20 protein-coding genes are annotated in these 22275 nt (G+C 55.7%); 6 read left to right on the top strand and 14 right to left on the bottom strand.

Going from position 1 to position 22275, the window contains the following annotated elements:
• Window positions 1-52: 52 nt before the first annotated feature.
• Window positions 53-1117 carry an agmatinase gene (speB, locus tag FHW17_RS12885; RefSeq protein ID WP_182510056.1) on the bottom strand — a complete coding sequence of 355 codons (1065 nt, stop codon included), beginning with the start codon at window positions 1115-1117 and terminating at the stop codon, window positions 53-55.
• A 221-nt stretch (window positions 1118-1338) separates the two neighbouring features.
• Between speB and gcvA the strand changes: the two genes are divergently transcribed.
• A complete protein-coding gene (gene gcvA, locus FHW17_RS12880) occupies window positions 1339-2385 on the top strand; it encodes a transcriptional regulator GcvA (RefSeq protein WP_113095857.1) in 1047 nt (348 codons plus the stop codon).
• A gap of 11 nt (window positions 2386-2396) precedes the next feature.
• A complete protein-coding gene (locus FHW17_RS12875; RefSeq protein WP_182510055.1) occupies window positions 2397-3572 on the top strand; it encodes an aminotransferase in 1176 nt (391 codons plus the stop codon).
• A gap of 40 nt (window positions 3573-3612) precedes the next feature.
• On the opposite strand, the gene ggt is transcribed toward FHW17_RS12875, so the two are convergent.
• Window positions 3613-5358 (bottom strand): gamma-glutamyltransferase, encoded by a 1746-nt coding sequence (gene ggt, locus FHW17_RS12870; RefSeq protein WP_182510054.1) that lies wholly within the window; start codon window positions 5356-5358, stop codon window positions 3613-3615.
• 149 nt (window positions 5359-5507) lie between these two features.
• Between ggt and soxR the strand changes: the two genes are divergently transcribed.
• Window positions 5508-5978, top strand: coding sequence for a redox-sensitive transcriptional activator SoxR (soxR, locus tag FHW17_RS12865; RefSeq protein WP_182510053.1), 471 nt, complete (start codon window positions 5508-5510; stop codon window positions 5976-5978).
• A 57-nt stretch (window positions 5979-6035) separates the two neighbouring features.
• Here the strand turns inward: soxR and FHW17_RS12860 are convergent, their stop codons facing one another.
• The 6 genes from FHW17_RS12860 to FHW17_RS12835 form a co-directional block, all read right to left on the bottom strand.
• Window positions 6036-7175, bottom strand: coding sequence for a Gfo/Idh/MocA family oxidoreductase (locus FHW17_RS12860; RefSeq protein WP_112526429.1), 1140 nt, complete (start codon window positions 7173-7175; stop codon window positions 6036-6038).
• A gap of 14 nt (window positions 7176-7189) precedes the next feature.
• A complete protein-coding gene (locus FHW17_RS12855) occupies window positions 7190-7936 on the bottom strand; it encodes a sugar phosphate isomerase/epimerase (RefSeq protein ID WP_182510052.1) in 747 nt (248 codons plus the stop codon).
• A 29-nt stretch (window positions 7937-7965) separates the two neighbouring features.
• Window positions 7966-9066, bottom strand: coding sequence for a sn-glycerol-3-phosphate ABC transporter ATP-binding protein UgpC (ugpC, locus tag FHW17_RS12850; protein ID WP_112526225.1), 1101 nt, complete (start codon window positions 9064-9066; stop codon window positions 7966-7968).
• Between the two features lie 48 nt (window positions 9067-9114).
• The gene (locus FHW17_RS12845; RefSeq protein WP_091882626.1) at window positions 9115-10017 is read right to left on the bottom strand and encodes a carbohydrate ABC transporter permease; all 903 of its coding nucleotides are present in this window, start codon (window positions 10015-10017) and stop codon (window positions 9115-9117) included.
• Entirely contained in the window at window positions 10014-10907 is an 894-nt protein-coding gene (locus tag FHW17_RS12840) for a sugar ABC transporter permease (protein WP_112526227.1), read from the bottom strand. Before FHW17_RS12840 ends, FHW17_RS12845 begins: the two co-directional genes overlap by 4 nt.
• Before the next feature lie 74 nt (window positions 10908-10981).
• Complete coding sequence (locus FHW17_RS12835; RefSeq protein ID WP_112526229.1) at window positions 10982-12226, bottom strand: ABC transporter substrate-binding protein; 1245 nt, start codon at window positions 12224-12226, stop codon at window positions 10982-10984.
• 350 nt (window positions 12227-12576) lie between these two features.
• On the opposite strand from FHW17_RS12835, the gene FHW17_RS12830 reads away from it, so the two are divergent.
• Entirely contained in the window at window positions 12577-13653 is a 1077-nt protein-coding gene (locus tag FHW17_RS12830) for a LacI family transcriptional regulator (protein WP_182510051.1), read from the top strand.
• Here FHW17_RS12830 and FHW17_RS12825 read toward each other — a convergent pair.
• The 5 genes from FHW17_RS12825 to FHW17_RS12805 are packed head-to-tail and all read right to left on the bottom strand — an operon-like array spanning window position 13643 to window position 19029.
• Window positions 13643-14410: an SDR family oxidoreductase gene (locus FHW17_RS12825; RefSeq protein ID WP_113095864.1), complete on the bottom strand. Its 768-nt coding sequence runs from the start codon at window positions 14408-14410 to the stop codon at window positions 13643-13645. The two genes, FHW17_RS12830 and FHW17_RS12825, sit on opposite strands and share 11 nt — an antisense overlap.
• A gap of 36 nt (window positions 14411-14446) precedes the next feature.
• A complete protein-coding gene (locus tag FHW17_RS25455) occupies window positions 14447-15304 on the bottom strand; it encodes a DUF296 domain-containing protein (protein ID WP_182510050.1) in 858 nt (285 codons plus the stop codon).
• Window positions 15297-16100, bottom strand: a complete 804-nt coding sequence (locus FHW17_RS12815; protein ID WP_182510049.1) for an SDR family oxidoreductase — start codon at window positions 16098-16100, stop codon at window positions 15297-15299. The genes FHW17_RS25455 and FHW17_RS12815 overlap by 8 nt, the downstream gene beginning before the upstream one ends.
• Window positions 16100-18001: a TRAP transporter large permease subunit gene (locus FHW17_RS12810; RefSeq protein ID WP_182510048.1), complete on the bottom strand. Its 1902-nt coding sequence runs from the start codon at window positions 17999-18001 to the stop codon at window positions 16100-16102. The genes FHW17_RS12815 and FHW17_RS12810 overlap by 1 nt, the downstream gene beginning before the upstream one ends.
• Window positions 18002-18012: 11 nt before the next feature.
• Window positions 18013-19029, bottom strand: coding sequence for a TRAP transporter substrate-binding protein (locus FHW17_RS12805; protein WP_182510047.1), 1017 nt, complete (start codon window positions 19027-19029; stop codon window positions 18013-18015).
• 225 nt (window positions 19030-19254) lie between these two features.
• On the opposite strand from FHW17_RS12805, the gene FHW17_RS12800 reads away from it, so the two are divergent.
• Together FHW17_RS12800 and FHW17_RS12795 are read left to right on the top strand one after the other, a co-directional pair.
• Entirely contained in the window at window positions 19255-20121 is an 867-nt protein-coding gene (locus tag FHW17_RS12800) for an IclR family transcriptional regulator (protein WP_112526435.1), read from the top strand.
• Window positions 20118-21725 carry an acyl-CoA synthetase gene (locus tag FHW17_RS12795; RefSeq protein WP_182510046.1) on the top strand — a complete coding sequence of 536 codons (1608 nt, stop codon included), beginning with the start codon at window positions 20118-20120 and terminating at the stop codon, window positions 21723-21725. Before FHW17_RS12800 ends, FHW17_RS12795 begins: the two co-directional genes overlap by 4 nt.
• Here the strand turns inward: FHW17_RS12795 and FHW17_RS12790 are convergent, their stop codons facing one another.
• Window positions 21726-22268 (bottom strand): class GN sortase, encoded by a 543-nt coding sequence (locus FHW17_RS12790; protein ID WP_227989275.1) that lies wholly within the window; start codon window positions 22266-22268, stop codon window positions 21726-21728.
• Between the last annotated feature and the right edge of the window lie 7 nt (window positions 22269-22275).

Genomic DNA, 22275 nt, shown 5'->3' with positions numbered 1-22275 from the left:
TTGACGGTGCGGAGTGTTCTCACCGCACCGTTGTCAGGTGTAGGATTGCCCGTCAGTCGCGCGTGCCTGTTACAAACGGGCTGAATACCATCAAGCTCAGAATCTCGAAGAGCACCTGTGCGCCCGCATGGGCGGTGTTGGCTGTTGCATCATATTGCGGGGCAACTTCCACCACATCGCCGCCAACGATGTTGATACCCTTGAGACCACGGATCAGTTCGAGTACCTCGCGGGTGGTCAGGCCGCCCACTTCAGGCGTGCCCGTGCCCGGAGCAAAGCTTGGATCAACGCTGTCAATATCAAAGGACAGATATGCCGGGCCATCACCGATGATCTTGCGGGCTTTCTCAATGATTGCGGGCATGCCGAGGCCAGTGACTTCTTCCGCATGGATGACGGTCATTCCGGATTCGTAAGAGAACTCCCACAGATACTCCGCCGACCCACGGATGCCGATCTGGATTGTGCGGGTGGGGTCGAGAACGCCGTCGAGCACCGCATTACGGAATGGTCCGCCGTGGTGGAACTTTGTCTGGTCGAAGGCACCGCCCGTATCGCAATGCGCGTCGATGTGGATCATGCCAACCGGGCGCTTTTTGCCGACCGCCTTGAGAATTGGATGGGTGATCGAATGATCGCCGCCAACGGCAAGTGGTACAACACCTGCATCGACGATCTGGTTGAAACGGCGCTCGATATCGTCATGGCTTTGTTCAAGCCGGTAACGGCTGGCAAACGGAACATCGCCGATATCGGCAACACGCAGATCGAAGACAGGCGCGCATTCAAGGACGTGATTGTAAGGGCCGATGCGCTCAATGGTGCGTAGTGCGCGTGGGCCAAAACGCGAGCCGGGGCGGTTGGTAACGCCGAGATCCATCGGGACGCCGACAATGGCAACCTGCAGATTTCCAAAATCAGGTGCAGCCGCATCCACCGGCATGTAAGGCGCAGTCAGAAAAGTCGGCACACCCGCATAGGGAGCAAGCCGTGTGCCGCTTTTGGAGAAAATCTTGTCTGCGACCTTGCGAAAGGTCGGGTCAAACAGTTCGCCGCCATGGCTTTCACCATATTTGGCACGCAAATCACTAAGCTTTTTCTCATCCCATGATGCCATGACGCTATCCCGCTATCTGAAAGCCGAGGGGACATAGGTGCGGATTGGCCCATTCGAGCGATCTAATCTGCTCCGTATCTGTATGTTCCCCTGGGCTTTTCGCCTCTATTCCCGGCATTATCGATACAAAAGCGATAGAAAAGCAATTGACATTGTTATAGGGTTTTATGTGAGAAAATCTCACATGACAAATATGCATTTGATGTCTATTGGAGTCTCCCATGACACTTGGCCGGTTGCCTCCGTTGAATCCTTTGCGTGCCTTCGAAGCGACGGCGCGGCATGGCTCCGTGACTGCGGCAGCCCGGGAACTCAACGTGACCCACGGCGCCATCAGCCACCAGATCAAGGCACTGGAAGCAACGCTTGACGTGCAACTGTTTGAACGCGGTGCGCAGCGGCTGAAACTGACGGCGCAGGGGGCTTTACTCTTGCCAACGGTGTCGAAGGCGTTTGAGGATATTGCGACAGCAACGGCCTTGATGAAGCGCCCGACGACGAAGGGCGAACTCACCGTTACCTGCGTGCCCGCGCTGCTTTCCCTCTGGCTCATTCCCCGTTTGAACCAGTTCACCGAGCAATATCCTGATATCAGATTGACATTGAACGCCACGAACGAGGCGCATCATCTGCAATCGCCCGATGTGGATGTCTGCGTGCTTTATGGCGATGGCAAGTGGACCGATTGCTGGTCGCGTTTGTGGAGCACGCTGAAACTCTTTCCGGTGGCCAGCCCCACATTGCTCAACAGCCGGCCACTGCGTTCAGTGCGTGACCTGCGCAATCATGTTCTCCTGCATGGAGACGACGGGCGCGAGTGGAATACGTGGCTGGCCGCTGCCGATGCCACTGATCTCGCGCGCGGGGCTCAGCACTTTATGAGCGATGCGCGGCTATCAACGGAAGCGGCACTTTACGGGCAGGGCGTTTCGCTCGGTGATACGATCACCGCGAGCAATCTGATTGCCAAAGGTGAACTCATCGTTCCCTTTGACCTGACTGTTCCCGCCAATGATGCATTCTACGTCGCCTGCCGTAACGAGGTGCGCAACGCGCCTATCGTCAGGGTGTTTATCGACTGGCTCTTTGCTTCACTTGAGTCCGAAACGATCACCGAACCGCAGACTTCGGCGCGCCGTATCATCCGTCGGCGCAACGGCAAAATAAGCGCGCCCGAACGGTTGACAGCGCCCCCATCCATTCCCACAACACGGCCCAAACGGCTTGATCGCGCGCAAAAGCGCCGGGCCAAGACCGATATCCGATAGGACCATCATCCATGACCGCTGCTCTGCTGAACTCGCTCGTTACCCGTTTGTCGCCGCCGCCAATCCCGGCGGTGCAGGCATGGGGTAAGTCCTATACGGGCGGCCACGGTCCGTTGATCGATCTGTCGCAGGCGGTTCCCGGCTATCCGCCGCATCCCGACATGTTGCGCTGGCTAGGAGAGGCCGCATCGTCGGTTGCTTTTGCCAATTATGGGCCGATCGAGGGTGAAACGGTTCTGCGTGATGCCTATGCTACGCATATGTCGGAGCTTTATGGCTCGAAAATTGGTGGCCAGAACGTCCACATTACATCAGGCTGCAATCAGGCCTTTATCTGCGCTGCCATGGTCGTGGCAGCAGCGGGGGAGACGGTGCTTGTCACGGACCCATTTTATTTCAATCACGAAACCACCCTGTCGATGCTCGGCATTAAAACGGGCTTTGTCGGCTGCGATGCCGAACATGGCTTTGTGCCGACGGTGGAAGCCGTGGAAGAAGCATTGGTGCCGGGCGTGCGGGCTCTGGCCCTGGTCACACCGAACAACCCTACGGGCGCGGTCTATTCTCCTGAACGGCTGAAGGCAATTTTTGATGTCTGCAAAAAGCGTGGCATCTGGCTCATTCTGGATGAAACCTATCGCGACTTTCTGGCAGAGGGTTCAGGCGCGCCGCACGGTCTTTTCACTGTATCAGGTTGGGAAGACAATCTGATCCAGCTTTACAGTTTTTCCAAATCCTTCTGCATTCCCGGGCATAGGCTCGGAGCGATAACGGCGGGTGAAGCGGTTGTTACTGAGATCGCCAAAATCATGGATAATCTGCAAATCTGCGCGCCACGCGCGCCGCAAATCGCTGTGGCGCGGGCACTTCCGGCGTTGACTGATTGGCGCGCTGGCAACCGGCTCGAAATCGAGACACGGGCCAATGCGCTGCGCGAAACGATGACCAATCTGGGAGGTTGGGAACTGGCCGCTATTGGCGCTTACTTTGCTTTCGTCCGCCATCCCCTCGCGGATAAAACGTCGGTGGAAGTGGCCGAACAACTGGCCAAACAAGCGGGCATTCTGGCAATTCCCGGCGAATATTTCGGTGCGGGCCATACCCGGTTTCTACGCTTCGCTTTTGCCAATGCGGACGCTGCAACCATTCGCCAATTGCGCAGCCGGATGGTCGCTTTCAGTCTCTGAAAAAGAGAGGCTGGCATCAACGCCAGCCTCTTCACCTATTTTAGTAGCCTTTTGCCTCGCCTGAGCTGGCGCGGCTGTCGATGGCACCGTTGTAACGGGAGCCGTCACCCTTGGCGATTTCGGAAAGACTTTCGCCGCCAACGAGAATGCCCGCGGCCTGACCCCAGATCGACCAATCCTTGTCGATCTGAACGTCATGTCCCATCTCCGTCAAAACCTTTTGCGTATCGGCTGATAGCGCATAGGGTTCCATATAGACTTTGTCTGGCAGCCACTGATGATGAACGCGCGGTGCATCAATGGCTTCCTGAATGTTCATGCCATGATCGATCACATTGAGGATCGCTTCCAGCGTGATGGTGATGATGCGCGAGCCGCCGGGACTGCCGATAACCATGAACGGCTTCCCATCCTTGGAAATGATCGTTGGGCTCATCGAGGAGAGCGGCGTCTTCTTCGGGGCAATGGCATTGGCTTCACCTTGGACAAGACCGTAGAGATTAGGAACACCGGGCTTGGAAGTGAAATCATCCATCTCATTGTTGAGAAGAATGCCGGTTCCGGGGGCAACGACACCCGCACCGAACGAGCCGTTCAGCGTGTAAGTGACGGCAACGGCATTGCCGTCACTGTCGATAATCGAATAGTGGGTGGTTTCTTTGCTCTCGCCAAAGCCCTTCGGCATCAGGTCTTTTGAGACGCCAGCCTTGAACGGGCTGATTTTCTCGCGAATTTCCTTGGCATAGGCCTTGTCGAGCAATTTCGACACAGGGTTTTCCACGAAATCAGGATCACCCAGCGCCGCGTTGCGGTCGATATAGGCATAGCGCATGGCTTCGACCATCGCGTGAATGGTCTCTGCGGAACCGTAGCCGAGATAGGAAAGCGGATAGCCTTCCAGAACGTTCAGGATTTCACAGATGATAACACCACCGGAGCTGGGTGGTGGCGAGGATACGATGTCATAGCCGCGGTAATTGCATTTGACCGGCTCCAGTTCGCGCACCGAATACTGCTCGAAATCCTGCTTTGTCAGAATGCCGCCCTTGTCCTGACTGGCCTTGGCAATGGCATCCGCCGTCGCGCCCTTGTAGAATGAATCCGGCCCCTTGTCGGAGATACCGGAAAGTGTGGCGGCGAGATCGGTCTGGACGAGCGTTTCACCGACCGCATAGGGCTTGCCATCGGGCTTGAGGAAGATTGCGGCAGCAGCGGGGTCCTTGGCCAGCTTCTTATTGCCCGACTTCAACGAATTGATATCGCCTTGAACGAGTTCAAAACCGTCCCGCGCCAGACGAATGGCCGGGCCTATCAGTTCCTCGCGTGATTTCGTTCCATATTCGGTTCGGGCCAGCTCAAACCCGGCAACGGAGCCGGGCACGCCAACGGCGAGATAGCCATCCGTGCTCAAACCTTTGACGATATTGCCCTTGTCATCGAGATACATTGTCTTGGTGGATGCGAGCGGCGCGCGCTCACGGAAATCGAGGAAGGTGGTTTTACCATCCTTGAGGCGGATGGTCATGAAACCACCGCCGCCCACATTGCCCGCGGTCGGATAGACAACCGCAAGGGCATAGCCAACAGCCACGGCAGCATCGACGGCATTGCCGCCATTCTTCAGAACATCCACGCCCGCCTGCGTAGCAAGATGCTGGGCTGTGACGACCATTCCATGCTCAGCCTTTGCCGGTTCGGGCGAGGCTGCCATGACAATACTGGGTGAGATGGTGCTCAGGGCGAGCGAAACGGTGAAAGAAACCACCGTTGTGAAACGGGTCTTCATACTCTTCCTCCTACTGGCAATTTATGAATCGCTAAAGGAACCGGTCTGGCGCTGCATGTCCAGCCAGAAATGCGACATGTCCCGCAAATTTACAATGCTCGCGCAGTTTGCTATGAACCTGAAGTAATATTGAGGTTGAGGTGCGAACCATGACAATCAAACCGAGTGAGCGACACAGACAGCTGACGGTCGGCGAGGTAGCTGCGCGCAGCGGGGTTGCGGTTTCGACGCTGCACTTCTATGAAAACAAGGGGTTAATCCAAAGCGAACGCAATCGCGGCAATCAGCGCCGCTATTCGCGTGAGGTCCTGCGCCGGGTTGCCGTCATTAAGGTGGCGCAGCGAACGGGCATACCGCTGGCATCCATCGCAGAAGCCCTGTCGACACTACCGCAAGGGCGCGCACCCACTGCCGCGGATTGGCGGCGGCTTTCGGCTGGCTGGAAAGAGGATCTGGATGAGCGGATCAATAAACTGATCGGCCTGCGTGACCAGTTGAACACCTGTATTGGTTGTGGCTGCCTGTCGATGCAGGACTGTCCACTGCGTAATCCGTGGGATGAATTGTCAGAGCAGGGGCCGGGACCAAGACTGCTCGACCCCGTAGCGGATGCAGATTGAATTCGAGCCAAGCCCCTCTGCCATGCCGGGCAGAGGGGGTGAACGGCCTTGGGAGGCTTATTTCTTCCTGAGCAGGGATTTGGCTTCCTTGATCCCAAGCGCTTCTGGCCGCGTACAACTGCTCTTGATATCGATGAACTTCTTTTCCTCGCCGGAGCGCAGGATTGAAACCATCACATCAACACCGTGCAGTGCCCGGTCGATGGAGCAGCGGATATCACGGCCTTCAAGTATCGCCGCTGCCATATCCGCAAGACCGGCTGTACGATAATTGGCCATCATGCCAACCGAATGCTTCTGGTTCGGAATGCCAAAGGGATGCGACCAGCTCTTGAGCGATTTTGCCTTCTTGCCGGGCTTTGCCAGTTTGACATCGCCGCCAAAGAAGTTCGGATCGGGAAGGAACAATGAACCTTCCGTCCCGTAAAGCTCCATATTGGGGTGGTGATGAGCCCAGACATCCCAGCTTGCCGAAAGCGTGATCGAGGCGCCGCTTTCGAATTCAAGCAGAGCCTGAATAGTAGTCGGTGTTGTCACCTGAATGGTTTCACCTTTGCGCGGTTCACTTGAAATGGTCCGCGTCGGTGTTGCCATTGAAGTCAGCGCAGCAACCCGTTTTACCGGCCCTATAAGATTGACCAGATTGGCGATGTAATAGGGTCCAAGATCAAGGATCGGGCCGCCGCCCGGACGGAAGAAGAAGTCCGGGTTCGGGTGCCAGTGTTCCATACCGTGGCTCATGACATGGGCCGTTCCAGATGTGATCGTGCCGATCTGACCATCATCAACGGCTTTGCGCGCCAGCTGATGAGCGCCGCCCAAATAAGTGTCGGGAGCGCAGCCTGCTTTCAGGCCTTTCTTGTTGGCAAGCTTCTGTAGTTCAAGCCCATCTTTAAGCGACAGGGTGAGAGGCTTTTCCGAATAGAGGTGCTTGCCTGCCGAAAGGATTTGCTGCGAAACATCGAAATGCGCGTCCGGCACAGTCAAGTTGACGATGATGTCGATGTCATCGCTTGCCAGCAGCTTATCAATGCTGCGGGCTTCGACGCCAAATTCCTTGGCGCGTGCCTCTGCCGCCTTCTTGTTCAGATCAGCCACCGCCCGCATTTCGATGCCCTTGAAGAGTGGGCCGAGCCTTAAATAAGTGGCGGAAATATTGCCGGCACCGATAATGCCGATACCAAGTGTTTTAGCCATGATGCTGTCTTTCTTCAAAATGCCTTGACGGTCGCAATGGAGCGGCGGGCAAACCGTTCGTCATCCGACGGGTTGTCGTGTTCCATGACAAAAAACTGGACTGGTGTGCCTTTCAGCGCGGCAAACAATGCTTTCCAGTCAACGGTGCCGTAACCGACGTCTGACCAGCCATCTTCATTGGTGTTTTCACCCTTGGGCGCAATGTCCTTCACATGAACCGCGCTGATGCGGGAGCCGTAATCCTTGATCCACTGGAACGGGTCTGCACCGCCGCGAATAACCCAGGCGATATCCGCTTCCCATGAGATGCTGGGTGCCGCATCGAGGATGAGTTTCTGCGGAATAGAGCCATCGGCCAGCGCCTTGAACTCGAAATCATGGTTGTGCCAGCCGAAAATATATCCGGCCTTGCTGTAGGTCGCATAGACGGCCTCCAGTCGCTTGCCGAAATCCGACCATCCCGAGGCATCAGACGGGCGCTGCTCGACCGCCAGATGCGGGCAATAGATGGCCTTCAGGCCAAGTGTACCTGCTATATCGAGCACCTTGTTCGGCTCGTTTTCCAGAACATCGATGCTGAAATGGCCTGATGCCATGGTAAGTCCATGGGCGTCGAGGGCCGCCCGTGTTGCTGCCGCATCCGTGTAGACACCGCCATATCCTTCCACCTGCGCATAGCCATTCTTTTGCAGGATCGGAAGTATCTTTTCGAGCGGAGGAAAGTTGCGGGAACTGTAGAGCTGGTAGGAAAAGTCAGTCACGGTCATTACTCCATAGGGTTTTGGGAGGACTAAATTCGATCTTCGGTCTGGGAGTCGAAGAGGGAGGCGAGGGCGGGGTCAAAGGTCAGATGCACGGTTTCGCCGTTCTGGTAGCGCCGTCCGGAATCCACACGGACTGAGACGGCTTTGCCAGCGACTTTCAACCAGACGAGGCTATCGGCCCCCATGGGTTCATCAAGATCAACGGCGGCCTGACAGGAACGGCCAGCCGGGCCCGGTTGATCAGTGAGGGCAATATGTTCCGGGCGGAAACCGAAAATGACCGAACGACCAGCCTTCAAGGGTTCCTGTGCGCCATAACTATCCAGAGACACATCAAGATCGGCGACACGGAAAACCGGCTTGCCATCTTTCTCCGCAATCTCACCCTTCAGGAAATTCATCGAGGGTGAACCGATGAAGCTGGCAACGAACAGATTGCGCGGCTTGTTGTAGATGGTCAGCGGCTCGTCCAGTTGCTGGATCAGGCCGCCCTTCATGACGGCGATGCGATCCGCAAGGGTCAAGGCTTCGATCTGGTCATGCGTGACATAGATCATCGTATTGGCGAGTTTTTGGTGCAGCCGTTTGATCTCAACGCGCAGTTCGGAACGAAGTTTTGCATCGAGATTGGACAGGGGTTCATCAAAGAGAAACACATCGACGTCACGCACCAATGCGCGCCCGATGGCGACGCGTTGGCGCTGGCCACCGGAAAGTGCGCCGGGTTTGCGCTGCAAAAGCGGCCCGATCTGCAGGATGTCTGCGGCATTGGCAATGCGCTTGTCGATCTCGGCTTTTGGCAGTCCTGCAACGCGCAGACCAAAGGAGAGATTCCTTTCCACTGTCATCTGCGGATAGAGCGCATAGGACTGGAACACCATGCCAATGCCACGGTCCTTTGGTTCCTTCCATGTCACGTTCTTGTCTTTGATAAAAATCTGTCCATCCGAGATTTCGAGCAGACCGGCAATGCAATTGAGCAAGGTCGACTTGCCACACCCCGATGGTCCGAGCAGTACAAGGAATTCACCATCGGCCACGTCGATATTCAGCTCTTTGAGCACGCTCACCGAACCATAGTTGAGCGAAAGATCCTTGATCGAAACGCTGGGGCTTTGCTGGGTCATACTGATCCGTTCCCTCGTGGCTGATGGTGACAATCCTTGCATACGCAATCATCCTTTGACGGCGCCAGCGGCTATGCCCCTGACGAAATATTTGCCTGAAAAGAAATAGACGAGCAGCGGCACCAGACCGGTGAGAATGGTGGCTGCCATGTTGACGTTGTATTCCTTGACGCCCTGCGTCGAGTTGACGATGTTGTTGAGCTGCACCGTCATCGGCACGTTCTTGGTACCGGCGAAGACAACGCCGAAGAGGAAGTCGTTCCAGATACCTGTGACCTGAAGAATGATAGCGACAACAAAGATCGGCGCAGACATCGGCACCATGATCTGGAAAAAGATGCGCCAGAATCCTGCACCATCGACACGGGCAGCCTTGAACAGTTCCACCGGCAGCGAAGCGAAATAATTGCGGAAGAGCAGGGTAAGGATCGGCATGCCAAAAATGGTGTGGATGACGATGATACCCGGCAATGTTCCGAAGATACCGAGATCGCGTGTGATGATCACGAGCGGATACAGCATCACCTGATAGGGAATGAACGCGCCAAACAGAAGAATGCTGAAGAAGACTTCCGATCCCTTGAAGCGCCAGTTCGCCAGCGCATAGCCATTCACCGAGGCGATGAGGATCGAGATGATCACGCTTGGAATGGTAATCTTCACCGAATTCATGAAGCCGACTTTCAGGCCCTCGCAGTACAGGCCAGTGCAGGCCGTGTCCCAGGCCGTGCTCCACGACTGGAACGTGATTTCCACCGGCGGCGAAAAGATGTTGCCGAGGCGGATTTCCGGCATGCCTTTCAATGATGTGACAATCATCACGTAAAGGGGCAACAGGTAATAGACCGCAGCCACGAACAGAATGCCGTAGATCATGATTGTTGCCGGTGAAAAAACCCGTGTGGGACGTTTGCCGCGTGGTTCGATTGTCGTCTGGCTTACAACAGTCATTTGCGTTTACCCTCGCGGAATTCCATCAAGGCCCACGGAATGAGAATGATGAGAACGGTGGTCAGCATGATGGTGGATGCGGCAAGGCCCTGTCCGAGATTGGCGCGCCGGAACATGAATTCGTAGACATATTTGGCCGGGACTTCGCTGGCGTTGCCGGGGCCGCCATCGGTGAGGGCTACAACCAGATCGTAGACACGGACGATGCCTGCCGCGGTCAGGACGATTGTGGTGATGAAGACCGGCCGCATCATCGGGATGATGATGAAGAGGTAGGTCTTCCATGTGGGAATGCCGTCGACCCGCGCGGCCTTCCAGATTTCCTCGTCAATGTTGCGCAGGCCTGCCAGCATCAGCGCCATGACAAGTCCGGTGCCATGCCACAGGCCGGCAATAACGATCGCATAGATGGCGTAACGCTGATCATTCAGGATTGAGAAGGTGAAGTTCTCAAAACCGAGATCGCGAACCACTTTCTGAATGCCAAAAGTCGGTGTGAGTATCCACTGCCAGATAAGCCCGGTGACGATGAAAGACAGGGCATAGGGGTAGAGGAAGATGGTGCGGAACGTATTCTCAAAGCGGATTTTCTGATCCATCAGGGCAGCCAGAATGAAGCCGATGACGGATGAAAAGCACAATAGACATACACCGAAGATTGCCAGGTTTCGCGCGGATATGTTCCACCGGGGCGTATTGAAAAGCCGGGCATATTGGTCGAACCCGACAAATGTCATTTCCGGCAATGCCCGCGATGCCGTGAAGGAATAAACAACAGTCCACAATGTGCATCCGATGAAAACCACGAGAACTGTCACGATCATCGGCAATGCCGCAACCTTGGCATTGAGGTTCTTGAAAAGCGTGTTGGGCCGCGCCGTGGAACTCATTGTGTTCTCCGTCAATCCTCGGTTGGCCACCGATTGCCTGTGCAACCAGCGGTCCCGAGGGTGATGTCAGTGGGCTATTGGGCTTGCTTGATGATTTCGACGAAGCGTGCCTGCGCGTCATCGACAGTCATATTGGGGTCGGCGAAGAATTCCTTCGTCAAATCCTCAATCTGTCCCTTGGTGTCCGCAGTCAGATTCTGGTTGAGCGAAGGCAGAATATTCTCGGGGCTTTTGAGAATTTCGATACCCTTCTTCATGCAGGCATTTGCTGCTTCAAGATCAACATCCCCGCGCACGGGCAAAGAACCTTTGGCGAGATTGAACGCCACTTGCGTCTCTTTCGAAAGCAGAAGGCTTGCCAGCTTCAGCTGTGCCTTGGTTATTTCGGGGTTCTGGTTCTTGGGGAAATAGAAGGCATCGCCACCCGTATCGAGGATGGCATTGCCACCAAGTCCGGGTAAGCAATCATAATCAGTCCCGGCCACCTTTTTGGCGAGGCCAAATTCTCCCTGTGCCCAGTCGCCCATAACCTGCGCTCCGGCCTTGCCGGTGATCACGAGATTGGTTGCCTCATTCCATGATCGACCGACATATCCGGGGTCAACGAGGGTGCGTGCCTGTGCGAAAGAGTCCCATACGGCCTTCATTTCCGGGCTTGCTGCCGCTTCGGGGTCCTTAAGCTCATAAACCTTGCGGAACAGTTCCTTGCCGCCGAGCGAAGGGATCATGACATTGAAAATAGTATTGACCTGCCAGGCTTCGCCTGTGGCGAGCGGGATGATGCCCTTTTCTTTCAGTGTAGGTGCTGCGGCGACGAATTCTTTCCAATTCGTGGGAACTGCTACACCGGCTTCCTTGAAGGTATTGGGATTGATCCACATCCATTGTGCCGAATGGATATTCACAGGCACACAATAGATTTTGCCTTCATATTTGCAGGCATCGAGCAGTTTTTTGGGGCGGATGAAATCGGCCCAGCCTTCCTTGGCTGCAAGGTCGGAGAGGTCGGTCATCATGCCGGCCTTCACAAGGTCTTCGGCATCACGTCCCGTATTGAGCTGTGTTGCACCCATGGGATTGCCGCCAAGAATACGGCTGACGATGATAGGTGTTGCTGTTGAGCCGCTGCCAGCTATGGCGCCATCGACCCACTTGTCACCGCCCTGCTTGTCAAAGGAATCGGCAAGGACTTTGACCGCTGCAGCTTCGCCGCCGGATGTCCACCAATGGGTGACTTCAAGGTCAACAGCGCTGGCAGAGCCAGCAGTCCACAGCAATGTAGATGCAGCCAATATGGCCAGTGATGTCCGGTAACGCATCGTATCCTCCCAAATCTGAAACGTTACAGGTAGCGTAGTCGAAAAATTTTAAGGGCGCAATTCCTGATGACGGATTTTTTTCGATGGCCGATATAATGTCGTGGAGAGTGTATTTTATATAGTAATATCAAATATCTAACACGATTATGGTGTGCGGTTGCGGATGCGAAAGTCTGGGTTTTTCGTTTTCGAAGATCGAAACACTGCGCCAATCCATCCTTGCAACATCATGGTCGGGGAAATATTTTTTTATATAATCTGAAACGTTACAGAAAATTTGACGTGCATCTTGAAGATACGCGTCGGCAGGTCCATACAGGGGGAAAGCACCTGCAATCGGTTGAATTGGAATGAACGATAAACGGCATATTCCTCTTGATGGGGAAAAGGCGGCAACTCTCAGCGAGGGCGAGCGGCCAACGTTGAAAACCATAGCCTTTATGGCTGGGCTCGGTGTGACTACGGTCTCGCGCGCACTCAAGGACGCTCCGGAAATCGGGCAGGCGACCAAAAACCGTGTGCAGCTGATTGCCAGACAGATTGGCTACAGGCCCAATCGTGCGGGCGTGCGTTTGCGGACAGGCAAGACCAATGTGATCAGCCTTGTGCTCAATGCGCAGAGCGAGATCATGGGACTGACGTCCAACCTCGTTTATGGCATTTCGGAAATTCTGGCGGAAACGCCCTATCATCTCATTGTCACGCCATACTCGCCTGAAAATGATCCGATGCAGCCGATCCGTTACATCTTCGAAACCGGATCGGCGGATGGAATTATCATGTCGCAGACAGAGCCTTCTGATCCGCGCGTCCGCTACCTTACGGATCACAACTTTCCTTTCGCCACCCATGGTCGCACGAGGATGGGTATCGAACATCCATTCCATGATTTCGACAATGAGGCCTATGCCTATGCCGCAGTGAAAAGCCTTGCGGAACGGGGGCGTCGCCGGATTGCCATGGTTGCGGGGCCTAGTCCCGCCCATACCTATTATTGGCACCTCGATGATGGTTTCAGGCGTGGTCTGCAGGAAAGCGGTGCCACCGCAGTTCCGCTTGATCACTGGAATGGCACGCTCTCACTCACCGATGTGCGCAATTTGACGGAAATATTCATGCGTGAACCCAATCCGCCGGATGGTATCATCTGTTGCACGGGTGGTTTGGCAGTGGCTGTTGTTGCCGGTATCGAGGCAACTGGCTTAAAGCTTGGCCGGGACGTTGATCTGGTGTCGAAACAGACGACGAATTTCCTGCAATGGTTCCGGCCGGAGGTCATCGTTTATAATGAAGATATCCGGCATGCGGGGCGTGAACTTGCCCGTGCTGTCTTGCGCCGGATTGAAGGTGTTGACCCGACGCAGTTGCAGAGCCTGAGCTATCCGGAAGCTGATCAGGGCGAGCGCATCGGAATTTCTAGCCGATAAGACCACCGGCTGTGAAACCGCCATCCACGGCGAGCGTCTGCCCCGTCACATAGCTCGAACGGCTCTCATCCAGAAGAAAGGCGATTGTGCTGGCGATTTCCTCAGGCTGGCCGTAGCGCCGCTGCGGCACGGTCTGGCTCCAGCCTTCGCGTATTTCAGGTGTGTGCAAAGCAGCCGCCATGGGAGTCTCGACGGGGCCGGGGGCAATTGCATTGACACGGATATTGTAGGGAGCAAGCTCAACCGCCATCACTTTGGTGAGGTTGATGATTGCACCCTTTGACGCTCCGTAAGCAGAGCGCCCGATGTTGCCGCGCATACCTGATATCGAGGCGAGATTGACGATTGCGCCACCGCCATTGGCAGCCATAATTCGCGCCCCTGACTGTGTGACCAGAAACGTACCGATCACGTTGATCTCATAGATTTGCCGGAACATGTCTGCGGTTGTGTCGAAGAAGGGGGTATCGCGGCCAATTCCTGCGGAGCAGACGATACCCCGGATGGGGCCAAATTCCGCTTCCGTCTCCGCTGTCAGGGCTTCGACCGCCTGTTCGTCGGTAACGTCAAGTTGGGCAAACCGGACGCGATCGGGATAGGTTTGGTTGAGTTCAATCTTTATCGCTTCCTTGACATCGCGGTCAGCGACCACAACCTTCCAGCCGTCACTTGCCAGAGCATGGACCGTGGCAAGACCGATCCCCGATGCGCCGCCGGTAACAAGGGCTGTCCGCTCGTCAGTATCGAATGTCGTCATGGTGCTGATCCTCTCTGTTGTGAGGGAAGAGGATAATCAGGCCTCTTCCAGACAAAGTTCAAAGGTGATGCAAACGGGGTTGTCGCCGCGGACAAGCTCTCCCCGGGTGATGCCGCCTTTGGTATCAACCATGGTGATTTCAACGCTTGTTTTGCTGGCGTCTGCTGAAACAAACCCGCCCGTGATGAAAACCTCGGTCGCAATATCGTCCACGCGGGTACCATCCAGATACCGCGCACCGATCAGGCTGCCGACACCGCCACGAAAGTGTGCGCCAGCAAAGCCATGCTTGCGGCAGATGACTTCCAGCGCTCCGATGATATCCTCGTTCGGTCTGACGCGGGCGATGATTGTTCGCGGACCTGCCGCATTGCCGGAGGGTTCTTTGAACGGCACAGGATGAAAAATGGTGAATGCCGTTTCGGCATCCGGCTCGGAAACCATCCTGATCTCTTCAACACCCCATGCGGTGGCGCGGATTGGCTGGCTGACGATTGTCTCGTGCGGCAGGATATGACCGGCACAGTGTCTGCCATCCGGTTCGATCCATGTGGCATGGCAGTGGATGAACGGAGCACCATCCCGCTCACCGAATGTAACATTGCCGCGTTCCAGCTGCGTTTCGCCTGGGGGGGAGAAGGTGTCGCTGTACCATGCGGCATGAAGATTATCCGCAGACAGTGCGGGCATCAGATAGTGAAAGGGCGCAAGAGCACCGCCTTCAATGACGAGTGCTGCGGCGCGCATATTAGCCGCAACGAGCGGTCTGGCGATTGCCTCGTTGATGCTGAGACCCGGCTGAAGTTCAAAACTGAATGTTCGGCCAATTCCGGCGAAACTTTCGAACCGTTCGGCCATTGCCGGGCCGGGTTGCTGCAACCGACGCTCAGGCACCGACCACCGCCGAGCAGCTTTGGCCGCCATCCACGGGCAGGCAAATGCCGGTTATGAACTTCGCTTCATCGGAGGCAAGGAACACTGCCGCATTGGCCACATCAAACGCACTGCCCATTTGGCCCAATGGTACGAGGCGATTGCGTGCAGCCACCATTTCCTCATTGGATTCATAATTGCCTGATATCTGCTTGTAGATCAGGGGCGTGTCGATCATCCCCGGCATGATGCAATTGGCGCGGATACCATGTGGCGCATATTGCATCGCAAGCGCCACGGTCGCCTGATTGACCGCACCTTTGGCGGCGTAATAGGCGAAATAGGGATAGCCAGTCCAACGGATCGCCGCGAGTGACGAGATGTTGATAATCGCACCCGACTTTCGCCCCTTCATGTGGGGCAGGACCGCCTTGGCCGTGCGGAAAACCGAGCCGACATTGATATCAAGCGAGATGCGGAATTTTTCGTCATCGAGTTCTTCCGGGCCACCTGATGTAGCAACGCCGACATTGTTGTGCAGGATGTCGATATGGCCATAGCGCCTGATCGTGGCGTCGACTGTTTCCGTAACGGATGCACTGCTGGTGACATCCGATTTAATGGCAATCGCGGAAAAGCCTTCCGAAATAATAATTCCAGCTGTTTCCTCGGCAGCTTCCTGTTGCAGGTCGACGCATATGACCGTCGCGCCTTCCCGTGCATAGGCAACAGCGGCTGCCTTGCCATTGCTCCAGCCGGGGCCGGAAGAGCCTGCCCCGAAAACGATGGCGATTTTGTCTTTCAGTCTTTCAGTCATTACAGGAAGCCAATCGAAATCCACGGAACGGCAGCCACAAGAATGATGCCGAGAATAAGAGCTGCGAGATAGCCCCATATGGGCCGCATACCCTCATCCGGGTTGACCCGGCCAATAGCGCAGGCGGCGTAGTAGCCAACGCCGAAGGGCGGTGCGAAAAGACCGATACCCATCGAAAGGATAACGACCATCGCATAATGCACCTCATGCACGCCAACCTGCCGGGCGATAGGGAACAGCAATGGTCCGAACAGAACGATGGCGGGAATGCCTTCCAACACGCTGCCAAGAATGATGAAGGCAACAATTGAGACTGCAAGGAAGGTGATGGGTCCACCGGGCAAGCCGGTCATTGCGGCGGCGAGATCGCGAGAGAATCCGGATTGCGTCAGCGCCCATGCCATGCCGGTTGCGGCACCAATGATCAGCAGGATTGCGCCGGAAAGCGATGCCGTATCCACAAGCATCGGTTTCAACCGCGCCCAATCAAACTGCCGGTAGATGAAAAGCCCAGCCAGCACTGAATAGACAATGCCAATGGTGGACACTTCGGTGGCTGTCGCCACCCCTTCAACCACGGAAGCGCGGATAATGAATGGCAATGCAAGGGCGGGCAGGGCAATAATAAATGCCCGGCCGATTTGCCGTCCCGTTGCCCTTGTCACATGCGACAGGTCTTCATGGCGATAACGCCGCCAGACGACAAAGCAGAGCATGACAGCCAGAACCACGCCGGGCAAAAGGCCGCCCGTGAAGAGCGCAGCGATAGAAACGCCCGTCACCGAGCCGATGGTGATCAGCACGAGGCTCGGCGGAATGGTTTCGGTCTGCGCGCCGGTGGCCGATAGCAGTGCAACGAGGTCGCCGGGCTTGGCTCCGCGGGCTTTCATTTCGGGAAAAAGGACGGGTGCGACGGCGGCCATATCGGCAGCTTTAGCGCCTGAAATGCCTGACACAAGATACATCGCGCCTATGAGCACATAGGAGAGGCCGCCACGCACATGCCCGAGCAGGCTTGCCAGAAATTGTACCATGGCGCGTGCCATGCCGGTCATTTCGATGAGTACGCCGAGAAACACGAAGAGCGGTACAGCCAAAAGGATGAGATGCGACATGCCTTCATCCATGCGGCCAATCACGACAATCATTGGCACATTCGTGGTCAATGCCAGATAACCAAAGGTGGCAAGACCGAAGGAAAAGGCGATGGGGACGCCGCTCAGAACAAGCGCTGCAACCACGCCAACAAAGAAGATCAGAAGATTGATGTTGCCGAGCGGTTTGAAGAAAGGGCCAATCAGCCAGAATGCCAGGGTCAGGCCGCCTATAAGCGCAATTGCCGTCACCACATGGCGCAGGTTTGACACCTGAAAGAGTTTGATCAGGGCCGAGATGATCATGAGGCCAGCACCTACAGGCAATGCTGCCGCGCGCCACGCATTGGTTATCTCCAGTGCCGGGGTAGTGATGTAGGTTTCCTCATGGGCGTAGTCATAGGCGGGATAAACGATGAGCAGCAGAAATGCCATCGCGCCGACAATGGCAATCACATCAAAAAAAGCGCGGCGCTGCGGGCTCATCATGCCGACAAGCGCCGTCATGCGCATATGTTCGCCGCGCCGGAACGCGACGACGGCGCCAAGCATGGCGAGCCAGAGAAACAGGATTGAAGCCAGTTCATCCGACCAGATCAGCGGCTGATGCACGACATAACGGGCGATGATACCGGCGAAGAGAATGACCACTTCTGCAACGACAAGAATTGCCACTGGAAACTCGACGAGATGGCCAAGCAGCCGGTCGAGTCTGGAGGCAATCGAGTGATCATTGCGCGGCGGCGGCGAAAGAATGCTTTCACCTTCCGCCGCAACGGTGCCTTCGGTCAGTCTGATCCCTGCCATCGGGTTCGCCCCTATGCCAGCTGGCCGACGACTTTTTCCAGAAGGCCCCAGGCCTCTTCGCCATATTTGCCCTTCCATTCGGAATAGAAACCCGCCTTGCGCAGGGCGTCGCGGAAAGGAGCGGAATCTGGAGTGTTGAATTCAAGGCCCTTTGATTTCAGGTCGGCCTGCAAAGTCTCGGTGAGCTTTGCGACATCATCGCGCTCGGCAAGACCGGCAGCATTGATATGTTTGGCAACGACAGTCCTGATATCATCGGGCAGTGATTCCCAAGCACGGCGGTTCGAAAGGAACCAGAAACCGTCCCACATATGGCTGGTAAGCGAACAATATTTCTGTACTTCGTAAAGTTTCGCTGTGGAGATGATCGCAAGCGGATTTTCCTGACCCTCGACAACCTTGGTCTGCAGCGAGGAATAGACCTCATTGAAATTGATGCTGGCTGGTGAAGACTGGAAGGCCGTGAACATCGATGTCCAGAGCGGGCTGACCGGAACACGGATCTTGAAATTCTTCAGATCGTCAGGCGTTACAATCGGCTTGGTGCTCGATGTGATGTGACGGAAGCCATTGTCCCAGATTTTTTCCATGGCAACGAGGTTGGATTTCTCGATCTGCTTGCGCACATGGGCGCCGAGTTCGCCATCCATCGCTTTCCAGACGGTGGCGCTGTCAGGAAAGGCGAAGCCAATACCATTGATGGAAGCGGCTGGAACCAGCGTGGACAGAATCAGGCCTGATAGCGTGAAGAATTCAACCGCACCGGAGCGAAGCTGGCTCAGTGTATCCGTGTCCGAGCCGAGTTGGCTCGACGGGAAGATCGACAGCTCAAACCGTCCACCGGTTTCTTCCTTGATCTTATCAGCGGCTTCCTGCGCACGCAGGTTCATCGGATGTGTAACCGGCAGGTTATTGGCATATTTATAGGAAAACTCGGCCGCAGCAGCCGGACGCCTGAGGATGAAGGGGCTGGCAACGAGCGTTGCGGCAGTACCGATCAATACCTTGCGGCGTGACAGATTATTCATGTGATTTCCTCCCGAACAGCGTGATGCATTCTCGTGGAACTCATTGAGCGGGTGCAACCTCCATTGCATTAGCTCAACTCATAGGTCCATATTGTAGAATGCAATTCCTCCTTGAATTGGATAAAACCATAAACAAATGCTGGCATCTTGCAATAATTTTTATGTCATTGTTCAATAGATCGGCAAAATGATCCACAATATGGATCGACAGACATGTGGGGGAGCATGGAGGAACGGATCACGGCACCAGCCAGTCTCAGCGGATCGCAAAGCGTCGACAGAGCGTTGGGCCTCCTCAGCCTTGTCAGCTATTTCGGCGATCAGGGTGGATCGTTGAGCGAGATTGTTGAGCAGAGCGGTCTGAACAAACCGACGACGCGCCGGTTGTTGCTGGCTCTCATCCGGTCCGGTCTGGTAGAGCAGGATGTGCAGACGCGCCGCTATTATCTTGGACAGGAAGCCTATGTGCTTGGAACGCTGGCAACCCGCCGCTACGGATTGCTGCAGATCGCTCGCGACAGTCTGAGCATTCTTTCGGCCAAGACGCAGGACACAAGCTTTCTATCCATCCAGCGCGAAACCTATACCGTGTGCCTGCATCGGGAGGAGGGGACCTATCCGATCCGCACCCATGCGCTACAGGCGGGTTATCGCCATCCTCTTGGTGTCGGCGGCGGTTCTCTGGCTATTCTTGCCACAATGCCCGATGACGAGATCGATATTATTCTGGCGGCCAATGAGACAGTGCTTCTGGCTGATTATCCCAATCTTTCGCCACGACAGATCAGGGAAGATGTCGCAACGGCACGGGAGCAGGGTTTTGCTCTTAACCCTGGGCGCATTCTTGCCAATTCCTGGGGTATCGGCCTTGCGATCCATTTTCCTGATGGCAGAGCTGCCGGTGCGCTGAGCATAGCGGCCATTGACAGCCGAATGCAGCCCGAACGTCAGCTGGAACTGGCGGAGCTTATGCGTATTGAAGCGAAAAAGATCGAGGCACGTCTGGCGCATCTGCAGCCACTGAGCGACCGGCCAAAACGCCCGGTAACACCCGCAATGAAATCCAGAAGACCGGAACGGATGAAGGTATGAGCAGCAAGGATGCAATCCTGATTACGGCCATGTCAAAACGCGTGATGAACCTGTCGGGCTTTCTGGCGCAAACCGCGCGCCGCCTGCCTGAGGAAATCGGGTTTGTCTGGGGCGAAAAAAGCTGGAACTGGGGGACGTTGCAGCGACGTGTTGATGCCATGGCTGCGGCGCTGCAAAGCGAATTCGGTGTGGTCAAAGGCGACCGAATTCTGATCCAGTCACAGAACTGCAATCAGATGTTTGAATCCATGTTCGCCTGTTTCCTGCTGGGCGCGGTATGGGTGCCGACAAATTTTCGCCAGACGCCCGATGAGGTGGCCTATCTTGCCAAGGCGAGCGGTGCCAAGGGCATGATCTGCGGTCATCTTTTCCCTGAGCATGTGACTGCAAGCCGGAACATGAACTCTGATCTTGGCTTTGTCATTGCCATTGGTTCGGCGGAATTCGGCGAGGATTATGATGACATCGTTGCGCGCTTTGACGGTCAGAAAGTTGCAACTGCTGCGGTTGATCACGATGATCCCTGCTGGTTCTTTTTCACATCAGGCACAACGGGACGGCCCAAGGCCGCGGTCCTTTCTCACGGCCAGATGGCGTTCGTTATCACCAATCACCTGTGCGATCTCATGCCTGGCACGACGGAAAAAGATGCCTCGCTTGTCGTTGCGCCTCTTTCCCATGGTGCTGGCATTCATCAATTGACGCAGGTTGCGCGCGGTTCAAAGACGATCCTGCTGCCGACGGAAAAGTTCGACATTGCCGAAGCGTGGCGGCTGGTGGAAAAATGGCGCGTGAGCAATATGTTCACCGTGCCGACAATCCTGAAAATGCTGACGGAACATCCGGCTGTTCATGAGCGTGACCACTCATCGCTGCGTTATGTGATCTATGCCGGAGCGCCGATGTATCGGACCGATCAGATTCATGCCTTGAAGACACTGGGTCCTGTGATTGTCCAGTATTTCGGCCTTGGCGAGGTAACGGGCAACATCACGGTTCTGCCGCCCGCCTACCACGCTGTTGAAGATGGTCCCGATGCCCGCATCGGCACCTGCGGCTTTGCGCGGACGGGTATGCAGGTTACGATTCAAGATGAAACCGGACAGGAGGTTGGTCCGGGTGAAACCGGCGAGATTTGCGTTATCGGTCCAGCGGTGTTTGCTGGATACTTTGACAATCCGGAAGCCAATGCGAAAGCCTTTCGCGATGGCTGGTTCCGCACCGGTGATCTCGGCCATATGGATGAGGCCGGTTTTGTCTACATCACGGGCCGGGCGTCGGACATGTATATCTCTGGTGGTTCCAACGTTTATCCGCGGGAGATTGAGGAGAAGATCCTGACCCACCCGGATATCAGTGAAGTGGCTGTTCTCGGTATTCCTGACCCGGTTTGGGGCGAAGTTGGGCTGGCCGTCTGCGTAGCCCGATCCGGCAGCGCGCCGGATGGTGACGCGATCACGGCGTGGCTCAACGGCAAGATGGCACGTTATAAACTGCCGAAGCGTTTCGTCTTCTGGCCGGAGATGCCGAAATCCGCCTATGGCAAGATCGCGAAAAAGCTGATCAAGGAAGAGCTGATCCGCCGCAATGAATGGGATGGGTAGTCACTCAACGATCTGTGCTTTTACCAGATAGCGCATTGGACCCGAGGTCGTGGCATTGAACGGCCAGCAGGTGGCGAGAACCAGATTTTTGCCAGCGGCATTGCTATCAATGCCCGATTGATCCCAGCGCACAACAGATGTTTCCGTGACCTGATAGGAAAAGGCTTTGCCGTCACGCCGGGTAACTTTGATCTTATCTCCGATCTGCACATTCTTCAGAAAGGCAAAATGCGTGTCGCGGTGCGCTGCATAAACAGCCGTTCCGCTCTCACCGGCCTCGGCACTGCGATCCACATGACCGGGGCCAAAAGCCAATGCCTGCCCGCTTGCGCCACGCAGGGCAATGGATGTTTCACCAATGCGCGGAAATTCAATACGGGCAACCGGCCACGTATCGGCCCATGACCAGGGCTTTACCGGCTGACCGGTCTCGATGCTCTGGGTAAAGGCACGATCAAGAAGCACCTGCGCCAGAATGGCTTTCGCATGAATCCAGATCCCTTGGCTGAACAACAGAAAGCCAAACAAAGCCATCGCAATCATTCCAGCC

The organism is Phyllobacterium sp. P30BS-XVII, from assembly GCF_014138335.1.
GTDB lineage: Bacteria > Pseudomonadota > Alphaproteobacteria > Rhizobiales > Rhizobiaceae > Phyllobacterium > Phyllobacterium meliloti.
Note: the sequence above shows the minus strand (reverse complement) of the source record. Positions and strands in the feature narration are given on the sequence as shown.

Coding starts and splice junctions, on each gene's coding strand:
- speB (WP_182510056.1), bottom strand. CDS start 1,117: ATGGCATCATGGGATGAGAAAAAGCTTAGTGATTTGCGTGCCAAATAT.
- gcvA (WP_113095857.1), top strand. CDS start 1,339: ATGACACTTGGCCGGTTGCCTCCGTTGAATCCTTTGCGTGCCTTCGAA.
- FHW17_RS12875 (WP_182510055.1), top strand. CDS start 2,397: ATGACCGCTGCTCTGCTGAACTCGCTCGTTACCCGTTTGTCGCCGCCG.
- ggt (WP_182510054.1), bottom strand. CDS start 5,358: ATGAAGACCCGTTTCACAACGGTGGTTTCTTTCACCGTTTCGCTCGCC.
- soxR (WP_182510053.1), top strand. CDS start 5,508: ATGACAATCAAACCGAGTGAGCGACACAGACAGCTGACGGTCGGCGAG.
- FHW17_RS12860 (WP_112526429.1), bottom strand. CDS start 7,175: ATGGCTAAAACACTTGGTATCGGCATTATCGGTGCCGGCAATATTTCC.
- ugpC (WP_112526225.1), bottom strand. CDS start 9,066: ATGACCCAGCAAAGCCCCAGCGTTTCGATCAAGGATCTTTCGCTCAAC.
- FHW17_RS12845 (WP_091882626.1), bottom strand. CDS start 10,017: ATGACTGTTGTAAGCCAGACGACAATCGAACCACGCGGCAAACGTCCC.
- FHW17_RS12840 (WP_112526227.1), bottom strand. CDS start 10,907: ATGAGTTCCACGGCGCGGCCCAACACGCTTTTCAAGAACCTCAATGCC.
- FHW17_RS12835 (WP_112526229.1), bottom strand. CDS start 12,226: ATGCGTTACCGGACATCACTGGCCATATTGGCTGCATCTACATTGCTG.
- FHW17_RS12830 (WP_182510051.1), top strand. CDS start 12,577: ATGAACGATAAACGGCATATTCCTCTTGATGGGGAAAAGGCGGCAACT.
- FHW17_RS12825 (WP_113095864.1), bottom strand. CDS start 14,410: ATGACGACATTCGATACTGACGAGCGGACAGCCCTTGTTACCGGCGGC.
- FHW17_RS12815 (WP_182510049.1), bottom strand. CDS start 16,100: ATGACTGAAAGACTGAAAGACAAAATCGCCATCGTTTTCGGGGCAGGC.
- FHW17_RS12810 (WP_182510048.1), bottom strand. CDS start 18,001: ATGGCAGGGATCAGACTGACCGAAGGCACCGTTGCGGCGGAAGGTGAA.
- FHW17_RS12805 (WP_182510047.1), bottom strand. CDS start 19,029: ATGAATAATCTGTCACGCCGCAAGGTATTGATCGGTACTGCCGCAACG.
- FHW17_RS12800 (WP_112526435.1), top strand. CDS start 19,255: ATGGAGGAACGGATCACGGCACCAGCCAGTCTCAGCGGATCGCAAAGC.
- FHW17_RS12795 (WP_182510046.1), top strand. CDS start 20,118: ATGAGCAGCAAGGATGCAATCCTGATTACGGCCATGTCAAAACGCGTG.
- FHW17_RS12790 (WP_227989275.1), bottom strand. CDS start 22,268: ATGATTGCGATGGCTTTGTTTGGCTTTCTGTTGTTCAGCCAAGGGATC.